Origin of the sequence: Hydrogenophaga sp. (assembly GCF_018780385.1) — a bacterium.
Classification (GTDB): Bacteria; Pseudomonadota; Gammaproteobacteria; order Burkholderiales; family Burkholderiaceae_C; genus Hydrogenophaga.
The window spans coordinates 1-21,758 of the sequence record NZ_JADMJO010000067.1; the positions used below are offsets into that span (position 1 = coordinate 1).

The window sequence follows — 21,758 nt, forward strand, 5'->3', positions numbered from 1 at the left end:
GCTTCAACATCGACTGGGTGTGGGACGGCAAGCCCGCCGTGCTGCAGAGCCGCGCCATCGACAGCACGGGCTATGTGCAGCCCGAGATCAACCAGCTGCGCGCGGTGCGCGGGACGCGCTCGGTGTATCACCAGAACGCCATTCAGTCGTGGCGTGTGGCCGAAAACGGCGAGGTTTCCAATGTTCAAGTGTTCTGAAGCCGTGTCGTGTCGTTCAGTCTTGTTGATCTGTCTGACCTGGATCGCTGGCCACGCCTTTGCCCAAACCCCACCCTGGCACGACCTCGGCCGCGACGCGACCAAAGCCGAGGTGCAGGCCTGGGACATCGACGTGCGCCCGGACTTCAAGGGCTTGCCCAAAGGCGCGGGCAGCGTGGCCCTGGGCGAGCGCGTGTGGGAAGCGCAGTGCGCCTCCTGCCACGGCAGCTTTGGCGAATCCAACGAGGTGTTCACACCCATCGTGGGCGGCACCACCCAGGCCGACATCGAGCGTGGCCGGGTGAAGAACCTGGAGCCGGGCAGCACCTTCCCGCAGAAGACCACCATGATGAAGGTGGCCACCGTCTCCACGCTGTGGGACTACATCAACCGCGCCATGCCCTGGAACGCGCCGAAGACGCTCAAGCCCGACGAGGTGTACGGCGTGCTGGCCTACATGCTGAGCCTGGCCGAGGTGGTGCCGCCCAACTTCACCCTGAGCGACCAGAACATCGCTGATGTGCAAAAGCGCATGCCCAACCGCAACGGCATGGTCTTTTACGAGCCTTTGTGGAAGGCGAACGGCAAGGGCGACGTGAAGAACGTGGCCTGCATGAAGGACTGCCCGGTGGAGACGACGATCCGCTCGTTCCTGCCCGACTTCGCGCGCGACGCGCACGGCAACATCCAGGAACAGAACCGCGTGATCGGCCCGGTGCGCGGCGCCGACACGACCAAGCCCGCGCCCTCCGCTGCAGTGGGCAGTCAGCCTGCGCCTGCTGTGGTGGTGGCGGCCAAGCCGGCCACCGGCGATGTGAAAACACTGCTGGCCGCCAACAGCTGCACCGCATGCCACGGCATGAAGCAGAAGATCGTGGGCCCGGGTTTCACCGAGATTGCAACCAGGCACAAAGGCCAGGAGCGCCTGGAGGCCTACCTCGCGGTCAAGATCCGCGAGGGCGGTGTGGGTGTGTTTGGCCCCATGCCCATGCCCCCCCAACCGCAACTCAGCGCCGCCGAGGCCGCCACCATCGCCCGGTGGATCGCCGCGGGCGCGAAGTGAGCGCCGCGTGGCCCGCGTCCAAGAAGGCATGGTTCTAAATATTCGCATTTACTCGTAACTACCAAGACCCTTCTCCGCGCTATCGCCGTAAGCTGCGCCCAAGCGCAGGGCATACCTCGCCACTACACTCACCCGCTTTCTTTTTTCACCAGGAGCCCCCCATGAACAACTCACGCCGAGTCGCCCTCAAGACCACCGGGGCTTTTGCCACGCTGGTGTCGTTGGGCATCGTCACGCAAAGCCAGGCGCACGCCGCCATGGACCGCGCCGGTTTTGACATCAAGACCATGGCCGATGCGGTCAAGGCCCTGGGCGGAACCGCCGCCAGCAGCGACCAGGTGACCGTGGTCGCCCCCGACATCGCGGAAAACGGCGCCGTCGTGCCCGTGGGCGCCACCAGCAAGCTGCCCAACACCACCGACATCTACCTCATCGTCGAGAAGAACCCCACGCCCATGGCCGCCGGTTTCCAGATTCCCGCCGGTACCGCTGCCGATGTGCAGACCCGCCTGAAGATGGGCCAGAGCTCCAACGTGTTCGCCGTGGTCCGGGCCGACGGCAAGCTGTTCTCGGCATTCAAGGAAACCAAGGTCACGCTCGGCGGTTGCGGCGGCTGATCGCCAGACCTTTCCACACCAACCATTCAAAGAATTTCAGGAGTCCAACATGGCTGATCCGATGCGCATTCGCGCCGCCGTCGCTGGTGACGAAACCACCGTCCGCGTGCTCATGGCCCACATCATGGAGCCCGGCACGCGCAGGGACGCTGCCGGCGCCCTCATTCCCGCCCACTTCATCAAGGACGTGGAAGCCACCCACAACGGCAAGGTCGTGCTGCAGGCCGCCTTCAGCGGTGCCGTGGCGCAAAACCCTTTCCTGTCCTTCAAGTTCAAGGGCGGTGCCAAGGGCGACAAGGTCGTGGTGAAGTGGGTGGACACCAAAGGCGATACACGCACCGACGAAGCAGTGATCGCTTGAACAGAGCCCCGTTTTTTCCCGATGCAATAACAAGAGGAGACCCCATGAAGAAGACCCTGACCACCTCGCTGCTGGCGCTGGCTGCGCTGTGTGGCGCTGTCGGCGTTTCGCACGCGCAAGGCACGGCCGCCGAAGGCATTGCCAAGTACCGCGAGATGCTGCAGGACGGCAACCCGGCCGAGCTGTTCGAGATGAAGGGCGAGGAGCTCTGGAAACAGAAGCGGGGTCCAAAGAACGCATCGCTGGAACAGTGTGATCTGGGCAAGGGACCTGGGGTCATCAAGGGGGCGTTCGTTGAGCTGCCCAGGCACTTCGCCGACACGGGGCGCGTGCAGGATCTGGAGACGCGCCTGATCACCTGCATGGAGACACTGCAGGGCTTCAAGGCCGAGGACATCACCAAGACGCCGTTTGGCCGTGGCGAGATGGCCAACGTGACGGCGCTGGCCACCTATGTGGCCACGGCGTCCAAGGGCATGAAGTTCAACCTGTCGCAGAAACATGCACAGGAAAAGATGATGTTCGAGACCGGCAAGCAGCTGTTCTTCACGCGCGGCGGCACACACGACTTCTCGTGCGCTTCGTGCCACGGCAGCGACGACAAACGCATCCGACTGCAGGACCTGCCCAACCTCACCAAGAACCCGGGCGACGGCATCGGTTTTGCCGCCTGGCCGGCCTACCGCGTGTCCAACGCGCAGATGTGGGGCATGCAACTGCGCCTCAACGACTGCTTCCGCCAGATGCGCTGGCCAGAGCCCAAGTTCGGCAGCGAGGCCACCATCGCCTTGTCCGTCTACATGGGCGTGAACGCCAAGACGGCCGAGTCCATCGTGCCGGCCATCAAGCGCTGATCTGGAGACACACAATGAAAAAAATCCATTCCCTGGTCCTGCTGCCCGTGGCAGCCATCGTGTTGTCTGGCTGCACCTCGGCACCCACACCGGCCGACGTGAACAAGGCCACCGCCGAGATGCTCAAGAACTCGTTCCAGGCGCGCGGCATTGCCACGCTGGATCGCCTCAACCAGGACCAGGCCAACGCCGAGTGCGCGGTGGCCGACGCCACCGGCAAGCCGCTGGACGCCAAGATGACCAAGGCGATTGAAGACGCCAGCATGAAGACCGTGAAGTGGCCCACCGACGGCAAGTTCATCGGTGACTGGAAAGAGGGCGAGAAGATCGCCCAGAGCGGCCGCGGCCTGACCTGGACCGATACCGCCACCTCCGAGAACGGCGGCAATTGCTACAACTGCCACCAGATCAGCAAGGAAGAGATCTCCTTTGGCACGCTGGGCCCCAGCCTCTACAACTACGGCAAGCTGCGCGGCGTGACCGACCCGGCCAGCGCCGGTGGCAAGGCCATCGTGGAATACACCTGGGGCAAGCTCTGGAACGCGCGCGCCTACAACGCGTGTTCACAAATGCCGCGCGTGGGCCACATGGGCATCCTCAACCAGAAGCAGATCCAGGACGTCATGGCCCTGCTGCTGGATCCGGCTTCGCCCGTCAATAAATGAGCTTCAGTCGCCGCGAATTCATGCAGGTGCTGGCCGTGGCGAGTGCCACCGGCATGGCCCTCAACCACCGCGATGTGCTGGCCGCCGCCCCCGGGGCGGGTGAGCGCCTGTACGACGTGCCCAAGTTCGGCAACGTGAGCTTTCTGCACTTCACCGACTGCCACGCGCAGCTCACCCCCATTCATTTCCGCGAACCCAGCGTGAACCTGGGCGTGGCCGATGCCGTGGGCCGCCCGCCGCACATCGTGGGCGAGAAACTCCTCAAGCAGTTCGGCATCAAGCCTGGCTCTGCCCGGGCCCACGCGTTCTCTTACCTTGATTTCAGCCAGGCCGCGAAGACCTACGGCAAGGTGGGTGGCTTCTCGCACCTGGCCACGCTCGTCAAGCAGCTCAAGGCCAGCCGGCCCAACGCGCTGCTGCTCGACGGTGGCGACACCTGGCAGGGTTCGGCCACCTCGTTGTGGACAAACGGCCAGGACATGGTGGACGGCTGCAAGCTGCTCGGCGTGAACATGATGACCTCGCACTGGGAGCACACCTTCGGCGCCAAGCGCGTGCAGGAGATCGTGGAGAAGGATCTGAAGGGGAACATGGAATTCCTCGCGCAGAACATCAAGACCACCGACTTCGAGGACATGGTTTTCAAGCCGTATGCGATGCGCGAAATGAATGGCGTGCAGGTGGCGGTGATCGGCCAGGCCTTCCCCTACACGCCCATTGCCAACCCGCGCTACATGGTGCCCGACTGGACCTTCGGCATCCAGGACGAGCACATGCAGAAGATGGTGGACGAGGCGCGCGGCAAGGGCGCGCAGGTGGTGGTGGTGCTCTCGCACAACGGCATGGACGTGGACATCAAGATGGCTTCGCGCGTGCGCGGCATCGACGCGATTCTGGGTGGCCACACCCACGACGGCATGCCCGCGCCCTTCGTGGTGAAAAACGCCGGCGGCCAGACGCTGGTGACCAACGCCGGCTCCAACACCAAGTTTCTTGGCGTGCTCGACTTCGATGTGCGGGGGGGCAAGGTGCAGGGCTTTCAGTACAAGCTGTTGCCCATCTTCTCCAACCTGCTGCCGGCCGACGCCGCGATGCAGGCGCACATTGACAAGGTGCGCGCGCCGTACAAGGACAAGCTTGAAGAGAAGCTCGCCGTCACCGAAGACCTGCTGTACCGCCGCGGCAACTTCAACGGCTCATGGGACCAGGTGATCTGCGACGCGCTGATGGAAACCAAGGGTGCTGACGCGGCGTTTTCTCCCGGCGTGCGCTGGGGCACCTCGCTGCTGCCGGGCGACACCATCACCTATGAACGCATGATGGACCAGATGGCGCTGACCTACCCCGCCACCACGCTCAACACCTTCACGGGCGAGCAGATCAAGACCATCCTCGAAGACGTGGCCGACAACATCTTCAACCCCGATCCCTACTACCAGCAAGGCGGGGACATGGTGCGCGTGGGCGGCATGCAGTACACGATCACGCCCAATGCGGCCATGGGCCAGCGCATCAACAACATGACCATCAAAGGCAAGCTGATCGAGGCCGACAAGTCCTACAAGGTGGCCGGCTGGGCTTCGGTGCAAGAGGGTGCGAAGGGCGAGCCGATCTGGGACGTCGTCTCGGGCTATCTGCGCTCGAAGAAAGTCATCAAGGGCGTGCAGATCAACACGCCGCGCGTGATCGGCATGGACGGCAATCCGGGCCTGGCGGGCTGAGCACTTTCGCGCGCCCATGAAAAAACCCACCGCCCTTGCGAGCGGTGGGTATGAACAAGCCTTGGAGAGTCGAGAGGGCTTGGAAATCAGAAGTTGTGAACCACGCCCATCGAGTAGAGCTTGCGATCGGTCGTCGTAGCGCCGGTGGAAGGGTTCTTCACGTCGCCGTCGAGGTAGGCGCCATACAGGCTGGTGCGCTTGGACAGGGTGTAGGTGGCGCCGAAGGCAAACGCTTCGCCGTCCGCCGTTTTCACGCCGTTGGTCTTGGTCGTGCTTGATGCATAACCGGCCGAGACGGTGAAAGCGCCCAGGGGCATGGCCACGCCGATGGCGTAGTCGCTGTCCTTGAGGCCGCTGCGCTGCTTGGCGTTGTGGACCTGAGCCGACACGCGAACCACGCCGAAGTCGTAGCCGGCGGACAGCACGCTGTACTCGCGGTCCAGGGTGGCGGTGACGTTGTCCTGCTCTTGGTAGCCCAGGCCCACGTCCAGCGGGCCAGCGCGGTAGCGCAGGTTGAAGGCCGTGACTTCGGAGTTGGCGGTGGCGGGCGCCACGTTCTCGTCCAGCGCGTAGGTCAGGCCTGCGGAGAAGCCACCCATGTTGGGCGTCTCATAGCGGAGCTGGTTTTCCGGGCGGCTGGCGAAGTTGGACACGCCTGCGTAGGCGATCTTGACCGGGGTGAACTCCGAGTCGAACAGGTTGCTGGCCACGCCCAGGTCGTAAACGTCCTTGAACACGCTGTCGGTCTTGCCGAGCTTCACGGCACCAAAACCACCACTCAGGCCCACCCACGACTGGCGGTTGAATGCGGTGTTGGCCGTGCCCAGGGTGCCGTCGTCGGAGTTGAAACCGTTTTCGAGGACGAAGTTGGCCTTCAAGCCACCGCCCAGATCTTCCGTGCCACGGAAGCCGTAGCGGCTGGTGGTCAGGTTGCCGCTGAACACCTGGGTGGTGCTCACGCCATTGACTTTGTTGGCACCGATCGAGGTGTCGATGCGGCCGTACAGCGTGACCGACGATTGCGCGAATGCGGCGCCGGTGGTGGCCAGGACGGCCAGAGCGATGAGGCTCTTTTTCATGTGGGATGCTCCGAAGAAAAAATGCTTGGCTTGTGGCCCGTGCTCCCTGCACCATGCAGGAAGTGATCCGGAGTCTATGGATTGCCAGTGGCCACTTGATTACGTCGATGTAATGCAACAGGGCTTTCCCGTTATTTACAACAGAAGCCCCCCAGGCCGCCAGGGCTATCATCAGCATGCAACAAAAAACGCAGCAACCAGAATGGGCTCCACCATGAAACACGACACCATCGTTCTCGGCGCCGGCATGGTGGGTGTGGGTTGTGCGCTCCATCTGCAGGCCCGCGGCCAGTCCGTCGCGCTGGTTGATCGGCGTGCGCCGGGGCTGGAAACGTCGTACGGCAATGCCGGCATCATCCAGCGCGAGGCCATCGCACCCTACGCGCTGCCGCGCGACCTGGGCTTCCTGCTCTCGGGTGCGACCAACCAGCGTGTCGACGTGCGCTACCACGCCAGCGATGCCGCACGCATGCTGGGCCCGCTATGGACCTACTACCGCAACTCCGCCCCGGACCTCTACAAGCAGATTTCCCGCGAGTACGAAACCCTCATAGCGCTCTCGCTGGAAACGCACACGCAGCTGATGAACGACGCGGGCGCCAACCACCTCGTGGCGGGGCAGGGCTACCTCATGCTCTACCGCACCGAGCGCGAGCTGCAAAGCTTCTTCGAGGTGGCCGACGAGCGCGCCGAGGACGGCGTGAACCACATCAAGCTCACCGGCGCGGACGTGGCCCGCGAAGAGCCCTCGCTCGTGGGTGCGTTCGCCGGCGCCGTGCGCTGGACCGACCCCGTGGCCATCAGCAGCCCCGGTGATCTGGTGCAGGCCTATGCGCGCCTGTTCGAGCAGCGGGGTGGGGCGGTGCACCTGGGCGATGCCATGACACTGCGCAAAACCGATGCGGGCGGCTGGCAGGTGGACACCGCTGACGGGCAAACGCTGGAAGCGGCCGAAGTGGTCGTCGCGCTGGGGCCGTGGACGCTCGAACTCACAGCCCGCTACGGCTATATCGCGCCGATGATCCCCAAGCGCGGCTACCACATGCACTACGCCCGCCTGCCCGACAGGCCGCTGCACAGCACCATCATCGACGCCGAGAACGGCTACGTCGTCGCACCCATGAAAGACGGCCTGCGCCTGACCACCGGCGCCGAGCTGGCCCACGCCGATTCGCCACGCACGCCCACCCAGATCGACGCCGCCGAAAAGATCGCACGGCAAAGTTTCCCGCTCGGCGAACGCGTGGACCCCGAACCCTGGATGGGCACGCGACCCTGCATGCCCGACATGAAACCCGTCTTCGGCGCCGTGCCCGGTGTGCCCGGCCTGTGGTGCTGCTTTGGGCATGGGCACCAGGGGTTCACGCTGGGGCCGGTGACGGGGGAATTGCTGGCGGCGATGATGACCGGGGCGACGCCGAGGGTGGATGTGAGGCCGTTTTCGCCGGGGAGGTTTGGGTAGCAGTTGGCGGGAGTTGCGGCCGGCTCATGAAAAAAGCCCTGACTCTTGCGAATCAGGGCTTTTAAATGTTGGTGCCGGAGAGATGAATCGAACACCCGACCTTCTCATTACGAATGAGCTGCTCTACCGACTGAGCTACACCGGCAACGCCCGCGATTATAGCCCGGTGTGATAGCTGGTCACGCGCTCGACTTCGTTCTTCGAGCCCAGGACCACGCTCACACGTTCGTGCAGTTTGCCGGGCTGGATGTCCAGGATGCGCTGTTTGCCGTTGGTGGCGGCGCCGCCGGCCTGTTCGACCAGCCAGCCCATGGGGTTGGCTTCGTACATCAGGCGCAACTTGCCGGGCTTCTCGGGTTCGCGCTTGTCCCAGGGGTACAGGAAGACGCCGCCACGTGTGAGGATGCGGTGCACGTCGGCCACCATGCTGGCCACCCAGCGCATGTTGAAGTCCTTGCCGCGGGGGCCTTCCTGGCCGGCCAGGCATTCGTCCACGTAGCGCTTCACCGGGGCGTCCCAGTGGCGCATGTTGCTCATGTTGATGGCAAATTCTTTCGTGTCGGGCGGGATCTGCACGTTCTCTTTGGTGAGCACGAACGAACCCTGCTCGCGGTCGAGCGTGAACATGGCCACGCCGTCGCCCACGGTGAGCACCAGCGTGGTCTGCGGGCCGTACACGCAGTAGCCGGCGGCCACTTGCTGGGCGCCGGGTTGCAGGAAGTCTTGCTCGCTCACGCCGGCGCTGCCTTCGGGCTTCTTGAGCACGCTGAAGATGGTGCCGATGCTGACGTTCACGTCGATGTTGCTGGAGCCGTCGAGCGGGTCGAACAGCAGCAGGTATTCACCCTGCGGGTAGCGGTTGGGCACCACGTAGATGCTGTCCATTTCCTCGCTGGCCATGGCCGCGAGGTGGCCGCCCCATTCGTTGGCTTCGATCAGCACCTCGTTGGCAATGATGTCGAGCTGCTTCTGCATCTCGCCTTGCACGTTCTCGGTGGTGGCAGCGCCGAGCACACCGCCGAGGTCGCCTTTGTTGACGGCCTGGCTGATGCTCTTGCAGGCGCGGGCCACCACTTCCAGCAGCAGGCGCAGCTGAGAAGGGATGTGGCCGTCGACGCGTTGTTGTTCGACGAGGTAGCGGGTGAGGGAGATGCGTTTGTTGCTCATGAGGAAGGTCTGGTGAGGGCTTCGACAGGCTCAGCCCGAACGGTATGGGTGGCGTGGACGGAGGAAATTCAATCGGCGAGCGCGCGGGTGACGACTTCGCGCACGTCGTTGCTCAGGTCGGTCTTGGCGGCCACGCGGGCGATGGCTTCTCGCGCGGCGCTGCGGTAGGGCTCGGCGAGTTTTTTCCAGCGGTCGAGTGCGCGCGCCAGGCGGGCGGCCACCTGCGGGTTGAAGGCGTCGAGTTCGACGACGCGCTCGCTCCAGTACAGGTAGCCCGCCGCGTCCGCGCGGTGGAACGCGCCGGGGTTGGCGCTGCAGTAGCTGAAGATCACGCTGCGCGCGCGGTTGGGGTTCTTCAGGTGGAAGTCGGGGTGCTTCATGAGCTGGCGCACCGCGGGCAGCACATTGCCACCGCGATCGGGTGCGCCGGCTTGCAGGGCAAACCACTTGTCGAGCACCAGGTCTTCGTTCTGGAACATGCTGTGGAAGCGGGCGAGGGCGTCACGCGCCAGGGCGTGGTCGCTCACCACCAGGGCCGACAAGGCGTTGAAGCGGTCGGTCATGTTGCCCGCGTCCTTGAAGCGCTGGTAGGCGCGGCCGGGCCACACCACATCGCCGCTGGTGCGTGCGTCCAGACACAACATGGTCAGTGCCATGCCGGCCAGCGCGCGGCGGCCGGTGCTCACCGGGTCGGGGCGGTAGGCGCCGTTGTCCTTGTGCGCGTCGAACGCCCAGGCCCAGTCGGCTTGCAGGGCCTGCGCCAGTTGCAGCCGCATGGCTTCGCGCACGGCGTGCACGCGCTGCGGATCCACTTCGCCCAACTGCTCCGAGATGTAGGTCTCGCTGGGCAGCGTGAGCACGAGTTCCTTGAACGCCGCGTCCAGCGTGTCGTGACGCAAGACATCGCGCATGGCGCCGAGGAACGCCGCGTCCAGCGGTGCGTCGGGCACCGGGTCGTCGCTCAAGATGGCCATGAGCGCGCGACGCAGGGCCAGGCGCTGGGCGGCTTCCCAGCGGTTGAACGGGTCGGGGTCGGAGGCCAGCAGCGTGAGCAGTTGCGCGTCGGTGTAGTGGCAGTCGAGCACCACGGGCGCCGAGAAGCCGCGCAGCAGCGAGGGCACGGGTTCGCTGTCGAGATTGACGAAGGTGAAGCTCTCGCTGGTTTGCGTCAAAACGAAGGTGCGGCTGCCGGTTTCGGGCTGGGTCCAGTGGGCAAGTTGCAGCGGCAGTTGCGTGCCGTCGGCGCTCAGCAGTCCGAGCGAGACGGGAATCACGAACGGCTCCTTGGCGCTTTGGCCGGGCGTGGGCGCGCAGCTCTGGGTGAGGGTGAGCGTGTAGCTGCGGGCAGCCGCGTCATACACACCCTCGGCGCGCAGGCGCGGTGTGCCGGCCTGGCTGTACCAGCGCTTGAACTGCGGCAGCAGGCGCGCCAGATCGCTGTGCGGGTTGGCGTCGGCCACCGATTGCGCGAAGTCGTCGCAGGTGACGGCCTGGCCGTCGTGCCGCTCGAAGTAGAGCTTCATGCCCTGGGCGAAGCCGTCGCGCCCCACCAGTGTCTGCATCATGCGCACGACCTCGGCGCCTTTTTCGTACACGGTGACGGTGTAGAAGTTGTTGATCTCCACGTAGCTGTCGGGCCGCACCGGGTGCGCCATGGGGCCGGCGTCTTCGGGAAACTGCGCGGTGCGCAGCACGCGCACGTCTTCAATGCGCTTGACCGCGCGCGCCGAGGGCTCGGCACACAGGTCCATGCTGAATTCCTGGTCGCGGAAGACGGTGAGGCCTTCCTTCAGGCTCAGCTGGAACCAGTCGCGGCAGGTCACGCGGTTGCCGGTCCAGTTGTGGAAGTACTCGTGGCCCACGACCGATTCGATGTTGGCGAAGTCGGTGTCGGTGGCGGTGGCGCTGTTGGCCAGCACGTACTTGGTGTTGAAGATGTTGAGGCCCTTGTTCTCCATCGCGCCCATGTTGAAGTCGGCGGTGGCCACGATCATGAAGCGCTCCAGATCGAGCGGCAGGCCGAAGCGGGCTTCGTCCCAGGCCACGCTGGCGATCAGCGAGTTCATGGCGTGTTCGGTCTTGTCCATGTCGCCCGGGCGCACATACACCTGCAAGAGGTGGTTGCCGCCGCTGCGCGAGGTGATGCGCTGCTCGCGCGCCACCAACTGGCCGGCGACGAGCGCGAACAGATAGCAGGGCTTCTTGTGCGGGTCGACCCACTTGGCGAAATGACGCCCATCGGGCAACTTGCCTTCTTCCACCAGGTTGCCGTTGGACAGCAGCACCGGGTACTTGGCCTTGTCGGCGCGCAGCGTCACGGTGTAGCTGGCCATCACGTCGGGGCGGTCCAGGAAATACGTGATGCGGCGAAAGCCCTCGGCCTCGCACTGCGTGAAGAAGGTGCCCTGGCTCACGTACAGGCCCATGAGCTGGGTGTTCTTCTCGGGGGTGCAGGTGGTGAAGATTTCCAGATCGAACGGCTCGGTGCCTTCGGGCAGACTCTCCAGCACGAGCTGTTGGCCGTCCATCTTGAACGAGCAGCCCGCACCGTTGACCAGCACGCGCGCGAGGTTCAGGTCTTCACCATCGAGCCGCAAGGCTTGCGCCGGCACGTCGGGGTTGCGGCGCAGACGCATCTTGTTGAGCACGCGCGTCTTGGCCGGGTCCAGGTCGAAGCACAGGTCGACCGTGTCGATCCAGTAAGCCGGGGCGGCGTAGTCTTCGCGGCGAACCACGGTGGTGGGGCCTTCACGCAGTGAACTCATGGATCAAACCCCTTGTTTGAGGGACGCTTCGATGAAGGGATCGAGGTCTCCGTCCAGCACTTTCTGTGTGGCGGAAATCTCGACGTTGGTGCGCAGGTCCTTGATGCGGCTGTTGTCCAGCACGTAAGAGCGGATCTGGTGACCCCAGCCCACGTCGGTCTTGGTGTCTTCCAGCTTCTGCTGTTCTTCCTGCTGCTTGCGCAGTTCGAAGTCGTACAGCTTGGAGCGCAGGCGTTTCCAGGCCACGTCGCGGTTGCCGTGCTGGCTGCGACCGTCCTGGCACTGCACCACGATGCCGGTGGGAATGTGCGTGAGGCGCACGGCCGAGTCGGTCTTGTTGATGTGCTGACCACCGGCGCCCGAGGCGCGATAGGTGTCGGTGCGCACGTCGGACGGGTTGATGTTGATCTCGATCGAGTCGTCGATCTCGGGGTACACGAACACCGACGCGAACGAGGTGTGGCGCCCACCCGAGGAGTCGAACGGGCTCTTGCGCACCAGGCGGTGCACACCGGTTTCGGTGCGCAGCAGGCCAAAGGCGTAGTCGCCTTCGATCTTGATGGTGGCGCTCTTGATGCCGGCGGTGTCGCCCTCGGTCTCGTCTTCGATGATGGTCTTGAAGCCCTTGCGCTCGGCGTAGCGCAGGTACTGGCGGAGCAGCATGCTGGCCCAGTCGCAGGCTTCGGTGCCGCCGGCGCCGGCCTGGATGTCCAGGAAACAGTTCAACGGATCGGACGGGTTGCTGAACATGCGGCGGAATTCGAGCTTCTCCACCTCGACCGCAACCTTGGCGGCTTCACCTTCGATGGTGATCAGGCCGGCGACATCGCCGTCTTCGCTCGACATCTCGAACAACTCGGTGTTGTCCGCCAATTCACCGGTGAGGCGGTCGAGCACCAGCACCACGTCTTCGAGGGATTTTTTCTCGCGGCCCAGGTCCTGGGCGCGTTTGGGGTCGTTCCAGACCGTGGGGTCTTCCAGTGCCGACTCGACTTCCTTCAACTTCGATGCTTTGGCATCGTAGTCAAAGATACCTCCGGAGCTCGACCACGCGTGTGGTCAGGTCTTCGAGCTGGCTTCGGATGGCGTTACTGCGTTCGGCTTCCATGGGGTATTCCTGCGGTCAATGTCAAAACCGCGATTTTCTCACGCCATCCTGCCGCCAGCGGTCGTGGCCTTTAAAAGCGCCAGGTGGTACCGAACATGACCGCAGCGGTGCCCAGCAGCTGGATCTCGAGCGTGCTCTTGGGTGACAGGCGGTAGCCGATGGCGGGAATGATCACGGGCGCGAAGCCGCCCACGTTCATGGGCACCTTGTTCTTGTACTGGCCCACATAGCCGTAGATGATGCCGGCGCTCACCGACACATAGAGCTGTGGCTGGGCCTGCCAGAAGCCGGGCCAGCTCTTGCCCACGAAGGCGTAAGCCGATGGCTGACCGAACGAATTGTTGAACAGGCTGAAGCCGCAGTAGCGGTTGTTGGGCAGCAGGCGGCTCACGCTGACCGCATACACCTGCTCGTGCTCATCGTCCGAGGTCCAGTGGTGGGTGTAGGGCGAGAAGAAGGCCTCGTAGCGAGGGGCATCAGGCGCTGCACTGGCGGGCTGGTCGTAGCCCGGACACAAATCCCAGGTACCCGCCATGGCCGGTGCACCCATCAGAAGGCCAAGCGCAGCGGCGGTGGCAGGCTTGAAGAGCGCGTGGTGGAAAGATTTCATAACGCGCGAGTATGCCCGCCCCCTTTTGATTGCAGGGTGAAAGGTTTGCAACAACCCGCATTTGCGCCCGGGACCGGTCAGGGCACGCTGTTCAGGAATGTTTCGATCAGACGCGCCAGTTCTGCGGGCTGGTCATGGTGCATCATGTGGCCCGCCTCCTGCACCACGGCGCTTTCCAGCCGCGGCACGGCACGGATGCGTTCCAGGTACTGGGCCAGCGTGAACGAGCCTTTCCACCACTGCCCCAGGCTGTCGTCACTGGCGGTGACGGACAGCACCGGCGCGCTGATGCGCCGGTAGATCTCCAGCGCTTCGTCCAGGCGGTACAGGTGGGCACTGGTCACCTTGTGCCCCGCGTCGCCCAGAATCTCCCACTCACCCTGCGCGTTGGGCGCTGCCCATTGTTGGGCCAGCCAGTCGGCCTTCTCTTGCTCCAGTCGCGGGTTGGTTTTCATGAGCCGGCGCGCCACGCCATCGGCGTCGGGGTAGCTCTTGAGCGCCTTGCCGCCGCGTTGGACGGTCTTGATCTCGTCCATCCACTGCGCGTAGCGCCCGGGCGCTTGCGCGGGCCGCGTCTCGGGCATGCCGAAGCCTTCGAGGTTGACCAGGTGCTTGATGCGCTCGGGCCGAACGCCCGCATACATCATGGCAATGTTGCCGCCCATGCTGTGGCCCACCAGATCGACCTTGCGCTCGCCGACGTAATGATCGAGCAGGGCGTCGAGATCGGCCATGTAGTCGGGGAACCAGTAGCTGTCGACCGCCGGCCCTTCAAGGCGGGTGTGCCCGAAGCCGCGCCAGTCGGGCGCGATGATCCAGCGCTCGGTCTGCAAGGCGTCCACCACAAACTGCCACGAAGCCGCCACATCCATCCAGCCATGCACCAGCACCAGCGGCGTCACGGTGTCGCTGCGCTGACCCCATGTGCGCACGTGGTAGCTCAGATTGCGGACCGGGACGAATTCGCTGCGCGAGGCTCTCAGTGCTTGGTACATTCGTCGAATCATAGAGAACGAGACCGAGAGACACCATGCGCCCGAGTCAAGCCAGAGACAAGACAAGCACCCCCGTCGACCTGTACGACGCCTTGCACAGCCGCTTTGGCTGGGAGGTGCCCGAACACTTCAACATGGCGCAGATGTGCATGCGGCGCTGGGCGCAGGACCCCACGCGCGCCCGCGACACGGCTGTGATCGCGTGTGCGCCCCAGCAGAAGGATCGGCGCCACAGCTATGCCGAACTGCTTGACCAAGCGAACCGCTTGTCCAACGCACTGGCTGCGCTGGGCGTGCAACGCGGTGACCGCGTGGCCATCGTGCTGCCGCAGCGCTTCGAAACGGCGGTGGCCTACATGGCGGTGCTGCAGATGGGCGCCGTGGGCATGCCGCTGTCGCAACTCTTCGGGCCCGAGGCGCTGGAGTTCCGGCTGCAGGACAGCGAAGCGGTGGCGGCCATCTGTGACCAGCCTTCGTTGCCCGCATTGCTGGGTGTGCGCGACGATTGCCCGCTGCTGCGCTGCGTGATCGGGCTGGACGGTGACGGCACGCCCGAGGGCATGCGCGCCGATCTCGACTGGACCGAGCTGCTCGCGCAGGAGCCGGCTGAATTCACACCCGTGAACACGCTGGCCGACGAGGCGGCCGTGCTCATCTACACCAGCGGCACCACCGGCAACCCCAAGGGCGCGCTGATTCCGCACCGCGCGCTCATCGGCAACCTCACCGGTTTCGTGTGCAGCCAGAACTGGTTCGGATTCGACCCGTTCAACGCCTCGGCTCCTTCCAAGGCGGTGTTCTGGTCGCCGGCCGACTGGGCCTGGACCGGTGGCCTCATGGACGCGCTGCTGCCCGCGCTGTATTTTGGCCGCCCCATCGTCGCGTTCAACGGACGGTTCAGCCCGCAGACCGCGTTCGAGCTGATCGAGCGCCACGGCGTCACGCACAGCTTTTTGTTTCCCACGGCGCTCAAAGCCATGATGAAGGCCATCCCCGCGCCGAAGAAGCAATACCGCTTCAAGCTGGAGGGCCTCATGAGCGCAGGCGAGGCGGTGGGTGACGCGGTGTTCGCCTACTGCCAGGACCAGCTGGGCGTGACGGTGAACGAGATGTTCGGTCAGACCGAGATCAATTACATCGTGGGCAACTGCGTGCGTCTCTATCCGGCCAGGCCAGGCAGCATGGGCAAGGGCTACCCGGGCCACCGCGTGGCGGTGATTGACGACGAGGGCAACGAGTGCCCGGTGGGCGTGCCCGGCGATGTGGCGGTGCACCGGCTCGACGTGCACGGCGATCCCGACCCGATCTTTTTTCTGGGCTACTGGAAGAACGAGGCGTCGACCCGGGCCAAGTACACGGGCGACATGGCCAACAGCTGGTGCCGCACGGGCGACATGGCCACGCGCGACGCTGACGGCTATCTCTGGTACCAGGGCCGCGCGGACGATGTGTTCAAGGCCGCGGGTTACCGCATCGGGCCGAGCGAGATCGAGAACTGTCTGGTGAAGCACCCGGCCGTGGCCAACGCGGCGGTGGTGCCCAAGCCCGATGCGGAGCGCGGCGCGGTGGTCAAGGCCTATGTGGTGCTGGCTCCGGGGCACATGGCAAGTGATGAATTGGTGAAGAAACTGCAGGCGCATGTGAAGGGCAAGCTTGCGCCGTACGAATACCCGAAAGAGATCGAGTTCATCGACGCCTTGCCGATGACCACCACGGGCAAGGTGCAGCGGCGGGTGTTGCGGTTGCAGGAAGAATCGCGGGCTGCGTTGCGTGCCTGAACCTCGCGGGCTCGTGAGCGCACGGCGTTCTGCTCCGCGAATGTCCTCCGTGGTCGCCGATGACCGGACCAAGCCGGAAAAAAAAGAACTCAGGCCAAAGGACGCCGAGACCGCGACTGGTCCCGCGCCACCTCGATGAACTCCAGCACCTCCGCGCGAGGTTGAGAACCACGCCGCCACACCAGCCCCACATCCACAGTGGGCACGGCGTCGCGCAAGGTCCGCACCTCCACGTGCTCGGCGTCCAGCGTCCACGGCCGGTACAGAAAATCCGGCAACACTGCCAAGCCAGCACCTACCCCCACCAGCGAACGCACTGCCTCCAGCGACGAGGTGCGCAACACCGTGCGCGGCTTCAGTTGGTGACGTGCCCACACGCTGCGCATCAACACCTCGATGCGGTCGGCCTGCAGCACCACCAGATCGTGTTGCACGCACTCGGCAAGACTCACCTCCGCCTGTGAGGCTAATGGGTGGTCGGCCGCCATCCACACGCGGTTGGGTGAGCGCGTGAGCGTCTCCGCCACCAGCGCCTGCGGCTCGCCCAGTGCGTTGCTCACCATGATCGCGATGTCCAGCTCACCGTTGATCAACAGGTGTTCGAGGAAGGGTGGGGCGTCTTCCACCACCTGCAGATCCACGCCCGGGCAGGTGCGGCGAAAACGCGCGAACACCTCGGAGAGGTAGTAGCCGGCGACCAGGCTGGTCACGCCGATGGTGAGCGCGCCTGTCAGCGGCGTGGCACTCGGGTACACGCCACGTGTGGCATCGGCCACGGCGCCGATCACGCGCCGTGCCTTCACCTGGAAACGGTGACCCTCGGGCGTGAGCCGCATGCCCTTGGGGCTGCGCTCGAACAGCACCAGGCCCAGTTCGTCTTCGAGCTCGAGCACGCTCTTGGTGATGGCCGACTGCGCGATGCTGAGCATGCGCGAGGCGGCGGCCACCGAGTCCGATTCGGCCACCGCAAGGAAGTAGCGGAACTGCTTGAGCGTGATGTGCCGGTTCATGCTGGTGCACCGTGAAACGTGGCGCCCTGTTGCGGTGCAAAAAAGATATGGGTAAACCCTTGATCTCTATTTTCGAGATAGCTTACCGCAGCAATATTGAATTTTGAAAGCGGGTGGGGCCTTCATACGATGCGCTTCGGCTGGCCTGCCGCGTGGTGGGCTGCGTTTCCGAAACCGTTCTCAAACCGAAGGTGATCGACCATGACACTCGCACAACGCCCCCTTGCCCGCACCGTCGCGGGTCTCGTGACGACGGCCCTCACCCTGGCCACCCTGGTGCCCGCCGCGCAGGCGCAATCGGCCCTGAAAAAACTGGGCAAAGGCGAAGGCCAGGTCGACATCGTGGCCTGGGCCGGCTACATCGAACGCGGCCAGACCGACAAGAACTTCGACTGGGTGACCGACTTCGAGAAGAAGACCAGCTGCAAGGTCAATGTGAAGACCGCCGGCACCTCCGACGAGATGGTCGCGTTGATGAACGAAGGCGGCTTCGACCTCGTGACCGCCTCGGGCGACGCGTCCATGCGCCTCATTGCCGGCAAGCGCGTGCAGCCGATCAACGTGGACCTGATCCCCAGCTACAAGACGGTGGACCCGCGCCTGCAGAAAGCGCCCTGGCACTACGTGAACAACACCCACTACGGCACGCCCTACCAGTGGGGCTGGAACGTGCTCATGTACAACACCACCGTCTTCAAGGACAAGCCGCCGACCAGCTGGAGCGTGGTGTTCGAAGAGACCACGCTGCCCGACGGCAAGAGCAACAAGGGCCGCGTGCAGGCCTTCGACGGCCCGATCTACATCGCCGACGCCGCGCTTTACCTGATGAAGAAGAACCCGGCGCTGGGGATCAAGGACCCGTACGAACTCAACGAGGCGCAGTACAAGGCCGCGCTCGACCTGCTGCGCGGCCAGCGCAAGCTGGTGGGCAAGTACTGGCACGACGCCTTCGTGCAGATTGACGACTTCACCAACGAAGGTGTGGTGGCGTCGAGCAGCTGGCAGTTCATGGCCAACATCCTGAAGAGCAAGAACCGCCCGGTGGCCACGGTGGTGCCGACCGAGGGCGCGACCGGGTGGGCCGACACGACCATGATGCACGTGGACGCCAAGAACCCGAACTGCGCCTACATGTGGATGGAGCACTCGCTCAACACCAAGCTACAGGGCGATCTGTCGGCCTGGTTCGGCTCGGTGCCTTCGGTGCCGGCGGCCTGCAAGGGCAACAAGCTGCTGGGCGACCAGGGCTGCGCCAACCAGGGCTACAACAGCTTCGAGAAGATCTCGTTCTGGAAGACACCGACAAGCAAGTGCACGACGCAGAACAACGCCTGCGTGCCGTACCACAAGTGGGTCTCCGACTACATCGCGGTATTGGGGGGCCGCTGACGCGGCACACCCCCGCGCCGCGCCGCCGGCGCGTCACCCCCTCAAGGGGGCGATGCCTGAGGCCCGGCAAAGCCGGTTCCTCGGCATCTCTGGTTGAGGTTTCTTCACTCGTTGCATCACTTGTATGACTGTTGCTGTCACCCTGGAGGGCGTGTCCTGCGTGTTCGGCAGCGGCGCACAGACCGTGCGCGCTGTCGATCACGTGGACCTCACCATCGAAGGCGGGGAGTTCTTCACCTTGCTCGGGCCCTCGGGCTCGGGCAAGACGACGTGTCTGCGCATGATCGGCGGCTTCACGCTGCCCACATCGGGGCGCATCCTCATAGGCGGGCAGGACGTGTCGCACCTGCCGCCTTACGCGCGGCCGGTGAACACGGTGTTCCAGGACTACGCGCTGTTTCCGCACATGAACATCCGCGACAACGTGGCCTATGGCCTGATGGTGCAGGGCGTGGAGCGCAGCGCGCGCCACGCGCGTGCCGAGCAGATGCTGGACCTGGTGCGTCTCTCCGGCGTGGGCGCGCGCCGCCCGGGCCAGCTTTCGGGCGGGCAGCGGCAGCGCGTGGCGCTGGCACGCGCACTCATCAACCAGCCGCAGGTGCTGTTGCTTGACGAGCCGCTGGGCGCGCTTGATTTGAAACTGCGCGAGCAGATGCAGACCGAGCTGAAGGCGCTGCAGCGGCAACTGGGCATCACCTTCCTGTTCATCACGCACGACCAGCACGAGGCGCTCTCCATGAGCGACCGCATTGGTGTGTTCAACAACGGCCGGCTGGAACAGGTCGGCGCGCCGCAGGCCATCTACAACCAGCCGGCCACGCGCTTCGTGGCCGAATTCGTGGGCGCGGCCAACGTGTTCGACGGCGCACGCGCACGCGAGATCGCGGGTGTGGACAGCGTGATGCTGCGGCCTGAACGCATCCGGCTCGGTGCCTCGCCGCAGGCGCGCCTGAGCGGCGCGGTGATCGACGCGCAGTACTTCGGCTCGTTCTCGCGCGTGCGGGTCGACTGGACGGGCGAGGCCGTGTCGGTGGACCTCAGCCCCGAGCAACACCCCGAGCTGCCCACGCCGGGCGACACCGTGCACCTGCACTGGCAGGCCGACGCTGTGCACCCGCTGCAGACCACCGGGGCCGCAGCATGAGCGTGGCGCTGCCCGCAGCCCCTCGGCCTATGCCGCGCGCCGGCGCCTTGCGCTGGCTCTCGGACCTGCTCTACACGCGCCGTGGCTTGATGCTGGCAGCGCTCCTCGGCCCGCCGCTGCTGTGGTTCGGCGTGGTCTATCTCGGCTCGCTGTTCGCGCTGCTGGCCAACAGCTTCTTCACGCTCGACGAGTTCTCTGGCGTGGTCGACCGCTCGCAGCTTTCGCTGAACAACTTCCGCGAGATGACCGATCCGGCCAACGTGGACGTGGTGCTGCGCACCGTGGCCATGGCGGTCAGCGTCACGCTGGCGTGCGGCCTCATAGCCTTCCCCGTCGCCTACTACATGGCCCGATACGCGCGTGGTCCGCAGAAGGCGCTGCTCTACATCGCTGTGATGCTGCCGCTGTGGTCCAGCTACCTGGTGCGGCTGTACGCGTGGAAGCTGCTGCTGGCCAAGGAGGGCGCCATTTCCTGGGTGCTGGCCGAGGTGCACATGACCTGGCTGCTCGATGCGCTGCTGTCCACGCCGGGCATCGGTGGCAACTCGCTTTCGTTCTCGCGCCTGGGCACCTTCATCGTCTTCGTCTACATGTGGCTGCCCTTCATGATCCTGCCGATCCAGGCGGCGATCGAGCGCATTCCGGGCTCGCTGCTCGAAGCCTCCAGCGACCTCGGCGCGCGCGGGGGCACCACCTTCTGGAAGGTGATCTTCCCGCTCGCCATGCCGGGCATCGCGGCCGGTTCCATCTTCACCTTCTCGCTCACGCTGGGCGACTACATCATTCCGCAGGTGATCGGTGACTCCACGCTGTTCATCGGCCAGGTGGTCTACCGCCAGCAGGGCGTGGCGGGCAACGTGCCGTTTGCCGCCGCCTTCTCACTCGTACCCATCGTGGTGATCGGCGTCTACCTGTGGATCGCCAAACGGCTGGGGGCTTTCGATGCGCTCTGACCCATCGCGCGCCGGCTGGGGCCTGAAGGCCGCGACCTGGGCGGGCGTGCTGTTCCTGCACATCCCGCTCGCACTCATCATCCTCTACGCCTTCAGCGCGGAAGACAAAAGTTATGTGTTCCCACCACCCGCGCTCACCACGCAATGGTTCGCCGCGGCCTGGGCGCGTGAGGACGTTTGGGCCGCGATCGGACTGTCGTTTCGCGTGGCGCTGGTGTCAACCGCGCTGGCCATGGTGCTGGGCACGCTGGCCGCCGCCGGCCTGGCGCGCACGCGCTTTTTCGGGCGTGACGCGATCTCGCTGCTGCTCATTCTGCCGATTGCATTGCCCGGCATCGTGACCGGCATCGCGCTGCGCACCGCGTACCACACAGCCGAAATTCCGTTCAGCTTCTGGACCATCGTGGTCGGCCACGCCACCTTCTGCGTGGTGGTGGTCTACAACAACGCGGTGGCGCGGTTGCGGCGCACCAGCCCCTCGCTGATCGAGGCCTCGATGGACCTCGGCGCCGACAGCTTTCAGACCATCCGCTACGTGATCCTGCCGCAGCTCGGTTCGGCCCTGCTGGCCGGTGGCCTGCTCGCCTTCGCGCTGAGCTTCGACGAGGTGATCGTGACCACCTTCACCGCGGGCCAGCAGACCACGCTGCCGATCTGGATGCTGCAGGAGCTGATCCGGCCGCGCCAGCGCCCGGTGACCAACGTGGTGGCCGTGGTCATCATCGCGCTGACCTTCATCCCCATCCTGGCCGCGTACTACCTCACGCGCGCCGACGAACAACCCGGCGGGCGCTGAGCCCGTCTCCCTTCATTCATTTCA

Annotated in this window: 19 protein-coding genes, 1 tRNA gene and 1 pseudogene; 13 read left to right on the top strand and 8 right to left on the bottom strand. The window is 65.0% G+C overall.

Translation table 11 applies throughout. The features are described from left to right. The 7 genes and pseudogenes from IV113_RS18790 to soxB form a co-directional block, all read left to right on the top strand. Positions 1 to 197, top strand: a pseudogene (locus IV113_RS18790) (sulfite dehydrogenase); the annotation flags it as partial. After that, a complete protein-coding gene (locus tag IV113_RS18795; protein ID WP_291088136.1) occupies positions 181 to 1,260 on the top strand; it encodes a c-type cytochrome in 1,080 nt (359 codons plus the stop codon). The pseudogene IV113_RS18790 and the gene IV113_RS18795, both read left to right, overlap by 17 nt. 161 nt (positions 1,261 to 1,421) lie before the next feature. After that, positions 1,422 to 1,877: a thiosulfate oxidation carrier protein SoxY gene (soxY, locus tag IV113_RS18800; protein ID WP_291088139.1), complete on the top strand. Its 456-nt coding sequence runs from the start codon at positions 1,422 to 1,424 to the stop codon at positions 1,875 to 1,877. Between the two features lie 49 nt (positions 1,878 to 1,926). Next, entirely contained in the window at positions 1,927 to 2,238 is a 312-nt protein-coding gene (soxZ, locus tag IV113_RS18805) for a thiosulfate oxidation carrier complex protein SoxZ (RefSeq protein ID WP_291088142.1), read from the top strand. A gap of 44 nt (positions 2,239 to 2,282) precedes the next feature. After that, positions 2,283 to 3,092, top strand: a complete 810-nt coding sequence (gene soxA, locus IV113_RS18810) for a sulfur oxidation c-type cytochrome SoxA (RefSeq protein ID WP_291088144.1) — start codon at positions 2,283 to 2,285, stop codon at positions 3,090 to 3,092. A gap of 14 nt (positions 3,093 to 3,106) precedes the next feature. After that, a complete protein-coding gene (gene soxX, locus IV113_RS18815) occupies positions 3,107 to 3,757 on the top strand; it encodes a sulfur oxidation c-type cytochrome SoxX (protein WP_291088146.1) in 651 nt (216 codons plus the stop codon). Further along, the gene (gene soxB, locus IV113_RS18820; RefSeq protein WP_291088149.1) at positions 3,754 to 5,478 is read left to right on the top strand and encodes a thiosulfohydrolase SoxB; all 1,725 of its coding nucleotides are present in this window, start codon (positions 3,754 to 3,756) and stop codon (positions 5,476 to 5,478) included. The genes soxX and soxB overlap by 4 nt, the downstream gene beginning before the upstream one ends. 86 nt (positions 5,479 to 5,564) lie before the next feature. Here soxB and IV113_RS18825 read toward each other — a convergent pair whose 3' ends face one another. Further along, positions 5,565 to 6,557 carry a porin gene (locus tag IV113_RS18825; RefSeq protein ID WP_291088151.1) on the bottom strand — a complete coding sequence of 331 codons (993 nt, stop codon included), beginning with the start codon at positions 6,555 to 6,557 and terminating at the stop codon, positions 5,565 to 5,567. A gap of 214 nt (positions 6,558 to 6,771) precedes the next feature. Here IV113_RS18825 and IV113_RS18830 point away from each other — a divergent pair, with 214 nt between their 5' ends. Next, positions 6,772 to 8,019, top strand: coding sequence for an FAD-binding oxidoreductase (locus tag IV113_RS18830; RefSeq protein ID WP_291088154.1), 1,248 nt, complete (start codon positions 6,772 to 6,774; stop codon positions 8,017 to 8,019). A gap of 69 nt (positions 8,020 to 8,088) precedes the next feature. Here the strand turns inward: IV113_RS18830 and IV113_RS18835 are convergent. The 6 genes from IV113_RS18835 to IV113_RS18860 form a co-directional block, all read right to left on the bottom strand. Continuing rightward, positions 8,089 to 8,164: transfer RNA gene (locus IV113_RS18835), tRNA-Thr, on the bottom strand. 11 nt (positions 8,165 to 8,175) lie between these two features. After that, positions 8,176 to 9,186: a class 1 fructose-bisphosphatase gene (locus IV113_RS18840; protein ID WP_291088157.1), complete on the bottom strand. Its 1,011-nt coding sequence runs from the start codon at positions 9,184 to 9,186 to the stop codon at positions 8,176 to 8,178. A gap of 68 nt (positions 9,187 to 9,254) precedes the next feature. Then, positions 9,255 to 11,951 carry an aminopeptidase N gene (gene pepN, locus IV113_RS18845; RefSeq protein WP_291088159.1) on the bottom strand — a complete coding sequence of 899 codons (2,697 nt, stop codon included), beginning with the start codon at positions 11,949 to 11,951 and terminating at the stop codon, positions 9,255 to 9,257. A 3-nt stretch (positions 11,952 to 11,954) separates the two neighbouring features. After that, positions 11,955 to 13,059 (bottom strand): peptide chain release factor 2 gene (prfB, locus tag IV113_RS18850; protein WP_291088162.1). Its coding sequence is split into 2 segments (ribosomal slippage): positions 11,955 to 12,977 and positions 12,979 to 13,059, totalling 1,104 coding nucleotides; the frame shifts between segments, so codons are not numbered across the junction. 70 nt (positions 13,060 to 13,129) lie between these two features. Next, positions 13,130 to 13,669 (bottom strand): hypothetical protein, encoded by a 540-nt coding sequence (locus tag IV113_RS18855; protein WP_291088164.1) that lies wholly within the window; start codon positions 13,667 to 13,669, stop codon positions 13,130 to 13,132. Between the two features lie 77 nt (positions 13,670 to 13,746). Continuing rightward, a complete protein-coding gene (locus tag IV113_RS18860; protein ID WP_291088167.1) occupies positions 13,747 to 14,664 on the bottom strand; it encodes an alpha/beta hydrolase in 918 nt (305 codons plus the stop codon). 35 nt (positions 14,665 to 14,699) lie between these two features. Here IV113_RS18860 and IV113_RS18865 point away from each other — a divergent pair, with 35 nt between their 5' ends. Continuing rightward, entirely contained in the window at positions 14,700 to 16,442 is a 1,743-nt protein-coding gene (locus IV113_RS18865; protein WP_291088169.1) for an AMP-binding protein, read from the top strand. An 89-nt stretch (positions 16,443 to 16,531) separates the two neighbouring features. On the opposite strand, the gene IV113_RS18870 is transcribed toward IV113_RS18865, so the two are convergent. Next, entirely contained in the window at positions 16,532 to 17,452 is a 921-nt protein-coding gene (locus IV113_RS18870) for a LysR family transcriptional regulator (protein WP_291088172.1), read from the bottom strand. A gap of 201 nt (positions 17,453 to 17,653) precedes the next feature. Between IV113_RS18870 and IV113_RS18875 the strand changes: the two genes are divergently transcribed. The 4 genes from IV113_RS18875 (at position 17,654) to IV113_RS18890 (ending at position 21,734) form a co-directional block, all read left to right on the top strand. Further along, positions 17,654 to 18,841: an ABC transporter substrate-binding protein gene (locus IV113_RS18875; protein WP_291088175.1), complete on the top strand. Its 1,188-nt coding sequence runs from the start codon at positions 17,654 to 17,656 to the stop codon at positions 18,839 to 18,841. A 124-nt stretch (positions 18,842 to 18,965) separates the two neighbouring features. Next, the gene (locus IV113_RS18880; RefSeq protein WP_291088178.1) at positions 18,966 to 19,985 is read left to right on the top strand and encodes an ABC transporter ATP-binding protein; all 1,020 of its coding nucleotides are present in this window, start codon (positions 18,966 to 18,968) and stop codon (positions 19,983 to 19,985) included. After that, positions 19,982 to 20,938: an ABC transporter permease gene (locus tag IV113_RS18885; RefSeq protein WP_291088181.1), complete on the top strand. Its 957-nt coding sequence runs from the start codon at positions 19,982 to 19,984 to the stop codon at positions 20,936 to 20,938. The genes IV113_RS18880 and IV113_RS18885 overlap by 4 nt, the downstream gene beginning before the upstream one ends. Next, positions 20,928 to 21,734: an ABC transporter permease gene (locus IV113_RS18890; protein ID WP_291088183.1), complete on the top strand. Its 807-nt coding sequence runs from the start codon at positions 20,928 to 20,930 to the stop codon at positions 21,732 to 21,734. The genes IV113_RS18885 and IV113_RS18890 overlap by 11 nt, the downstream gene beginning before the upstream one ends. The last annotated feature ends 24 nt before the right edge of the window (positions 21,735 to 21,758 follow it).

Coding starts and splice junctions, on each gene's coding strand:
- IV113_RS18795 (WP_291088136.1), top strand. CDS start 181: ATGTTCAAGTGTTCTGAAGCCGTGTCGTGTCGTTCAGTCTTGTTGATC.
- soxY (WP_291088139.1), top strand. CDS start 1,422: ATGAACAACTCACGCCGAGTCGCCCTCAAGACCACCGGGGCTTTTGCC.
- soxZ (WP_291088142.1), top strand. CDS start 1,927: ATGGCTGATCCGATGCGCATTCGCGCCGCCGTCGCTGGTGACGAAACC.
- soxA (WP_291088144.1), top strand. CDS start 2,283: ATGAAGAAGACCCTGACCACCTCGCTGCTGGCGCTGGCTGCGCTGTGT.
- soxX (WP_291088146.1), top strand. CDS start 3,107: ATGAAAAAAATCCATTCCCTGGTCCTGCTGCCCGTGGCAGCCATCGTG.
- soxB (WP_291088149.1), top strand. CDS start 3,754: ATGAGCTTCAGTCGCCGCGAATTCATGCAGGTGCTGGCCGTGGCGAGT.
- IV113_RS18825 (WP_291088151.1), bottom strand. CDS start 6,557: ATGAAAAAGAGCCTCATCGCTCTGGCCGTCCTGGCCACCACCGGCGCC.
- IV113_RS18830 (WP_291088154.1), top strand. CDS start 6,772: ATGAAACACGACACCATCGTTCTCGGCGCCGGCATGGTGGGTGTGGGT.
- IV113_RS18840 (WP_291088157.1), bottom strand. CDS start 9,186: ATGAGCAACAAACGCATCTCCCTCACCCGCTACCTCGTCGAACAACAA.
- pepN (WP_291088159.1), bottom strand. CDS start 11,951: ATGAGTTCACTGCGTGAAGGCCCCACCACCGTGGTTCGCCGCGAAGAC.
- IV113_RS18855 (WP_291088164.1), bottom strand. CDS start 13,669: ATGAAATCTTTCCACCACGCGCTCTTCAAGCCTGCCACCGCCGCTGCG.
- IV113_RS18860 (WP_291088167.1), bottom strand. CDS start 14,664: ATGTACCAAGCACTGAGAGCCTCGCGCAGCGAATTCGTCCCGGTCCGC.
- IV113_RS18865 (WP_291088169.1), top strand. CDS start 14,700: ATGCGCCCGAGTCAAGCCAGAGACAAGACAAGCACCCCCGTCGACCTG.
- IV113_RS18870 (WP_291088172.1), bottom strand. CDS start 17,452: ATGAACCGGCACATCACGCTCAAGCAGTTCCGCTACTTCCTTGCGGTG.
- IV113_RS18875 (WP_291088175.1), top strand. CDS start 17,654: ATGACACTCGCACAACGCCCCCTTGCCCGCACCGTCGCGGGTCTCGTG.
- IV113_RS18880 (WP_291088178.1), top strand. CDS start 18,966: ATGACTGTTGCTGTCACCCTGGAGGGCGTGTCCTGCGTGTTCGGCAGC.
- IV113_RS18885 (WP_291088181.1), top strand. CDS start 19,982: ATGAGCGTGGCGCTGCCCGCAGCCCCTCGGCCTATGCCGCGCGCCGGC.
- IV113_RS18890 (WP_291088183.1), top strand. CDS start 20,928: ATGCGCTCTGACCCATCGCGCGCCGGCTGGGGCCTGAAGGCCGCGACC.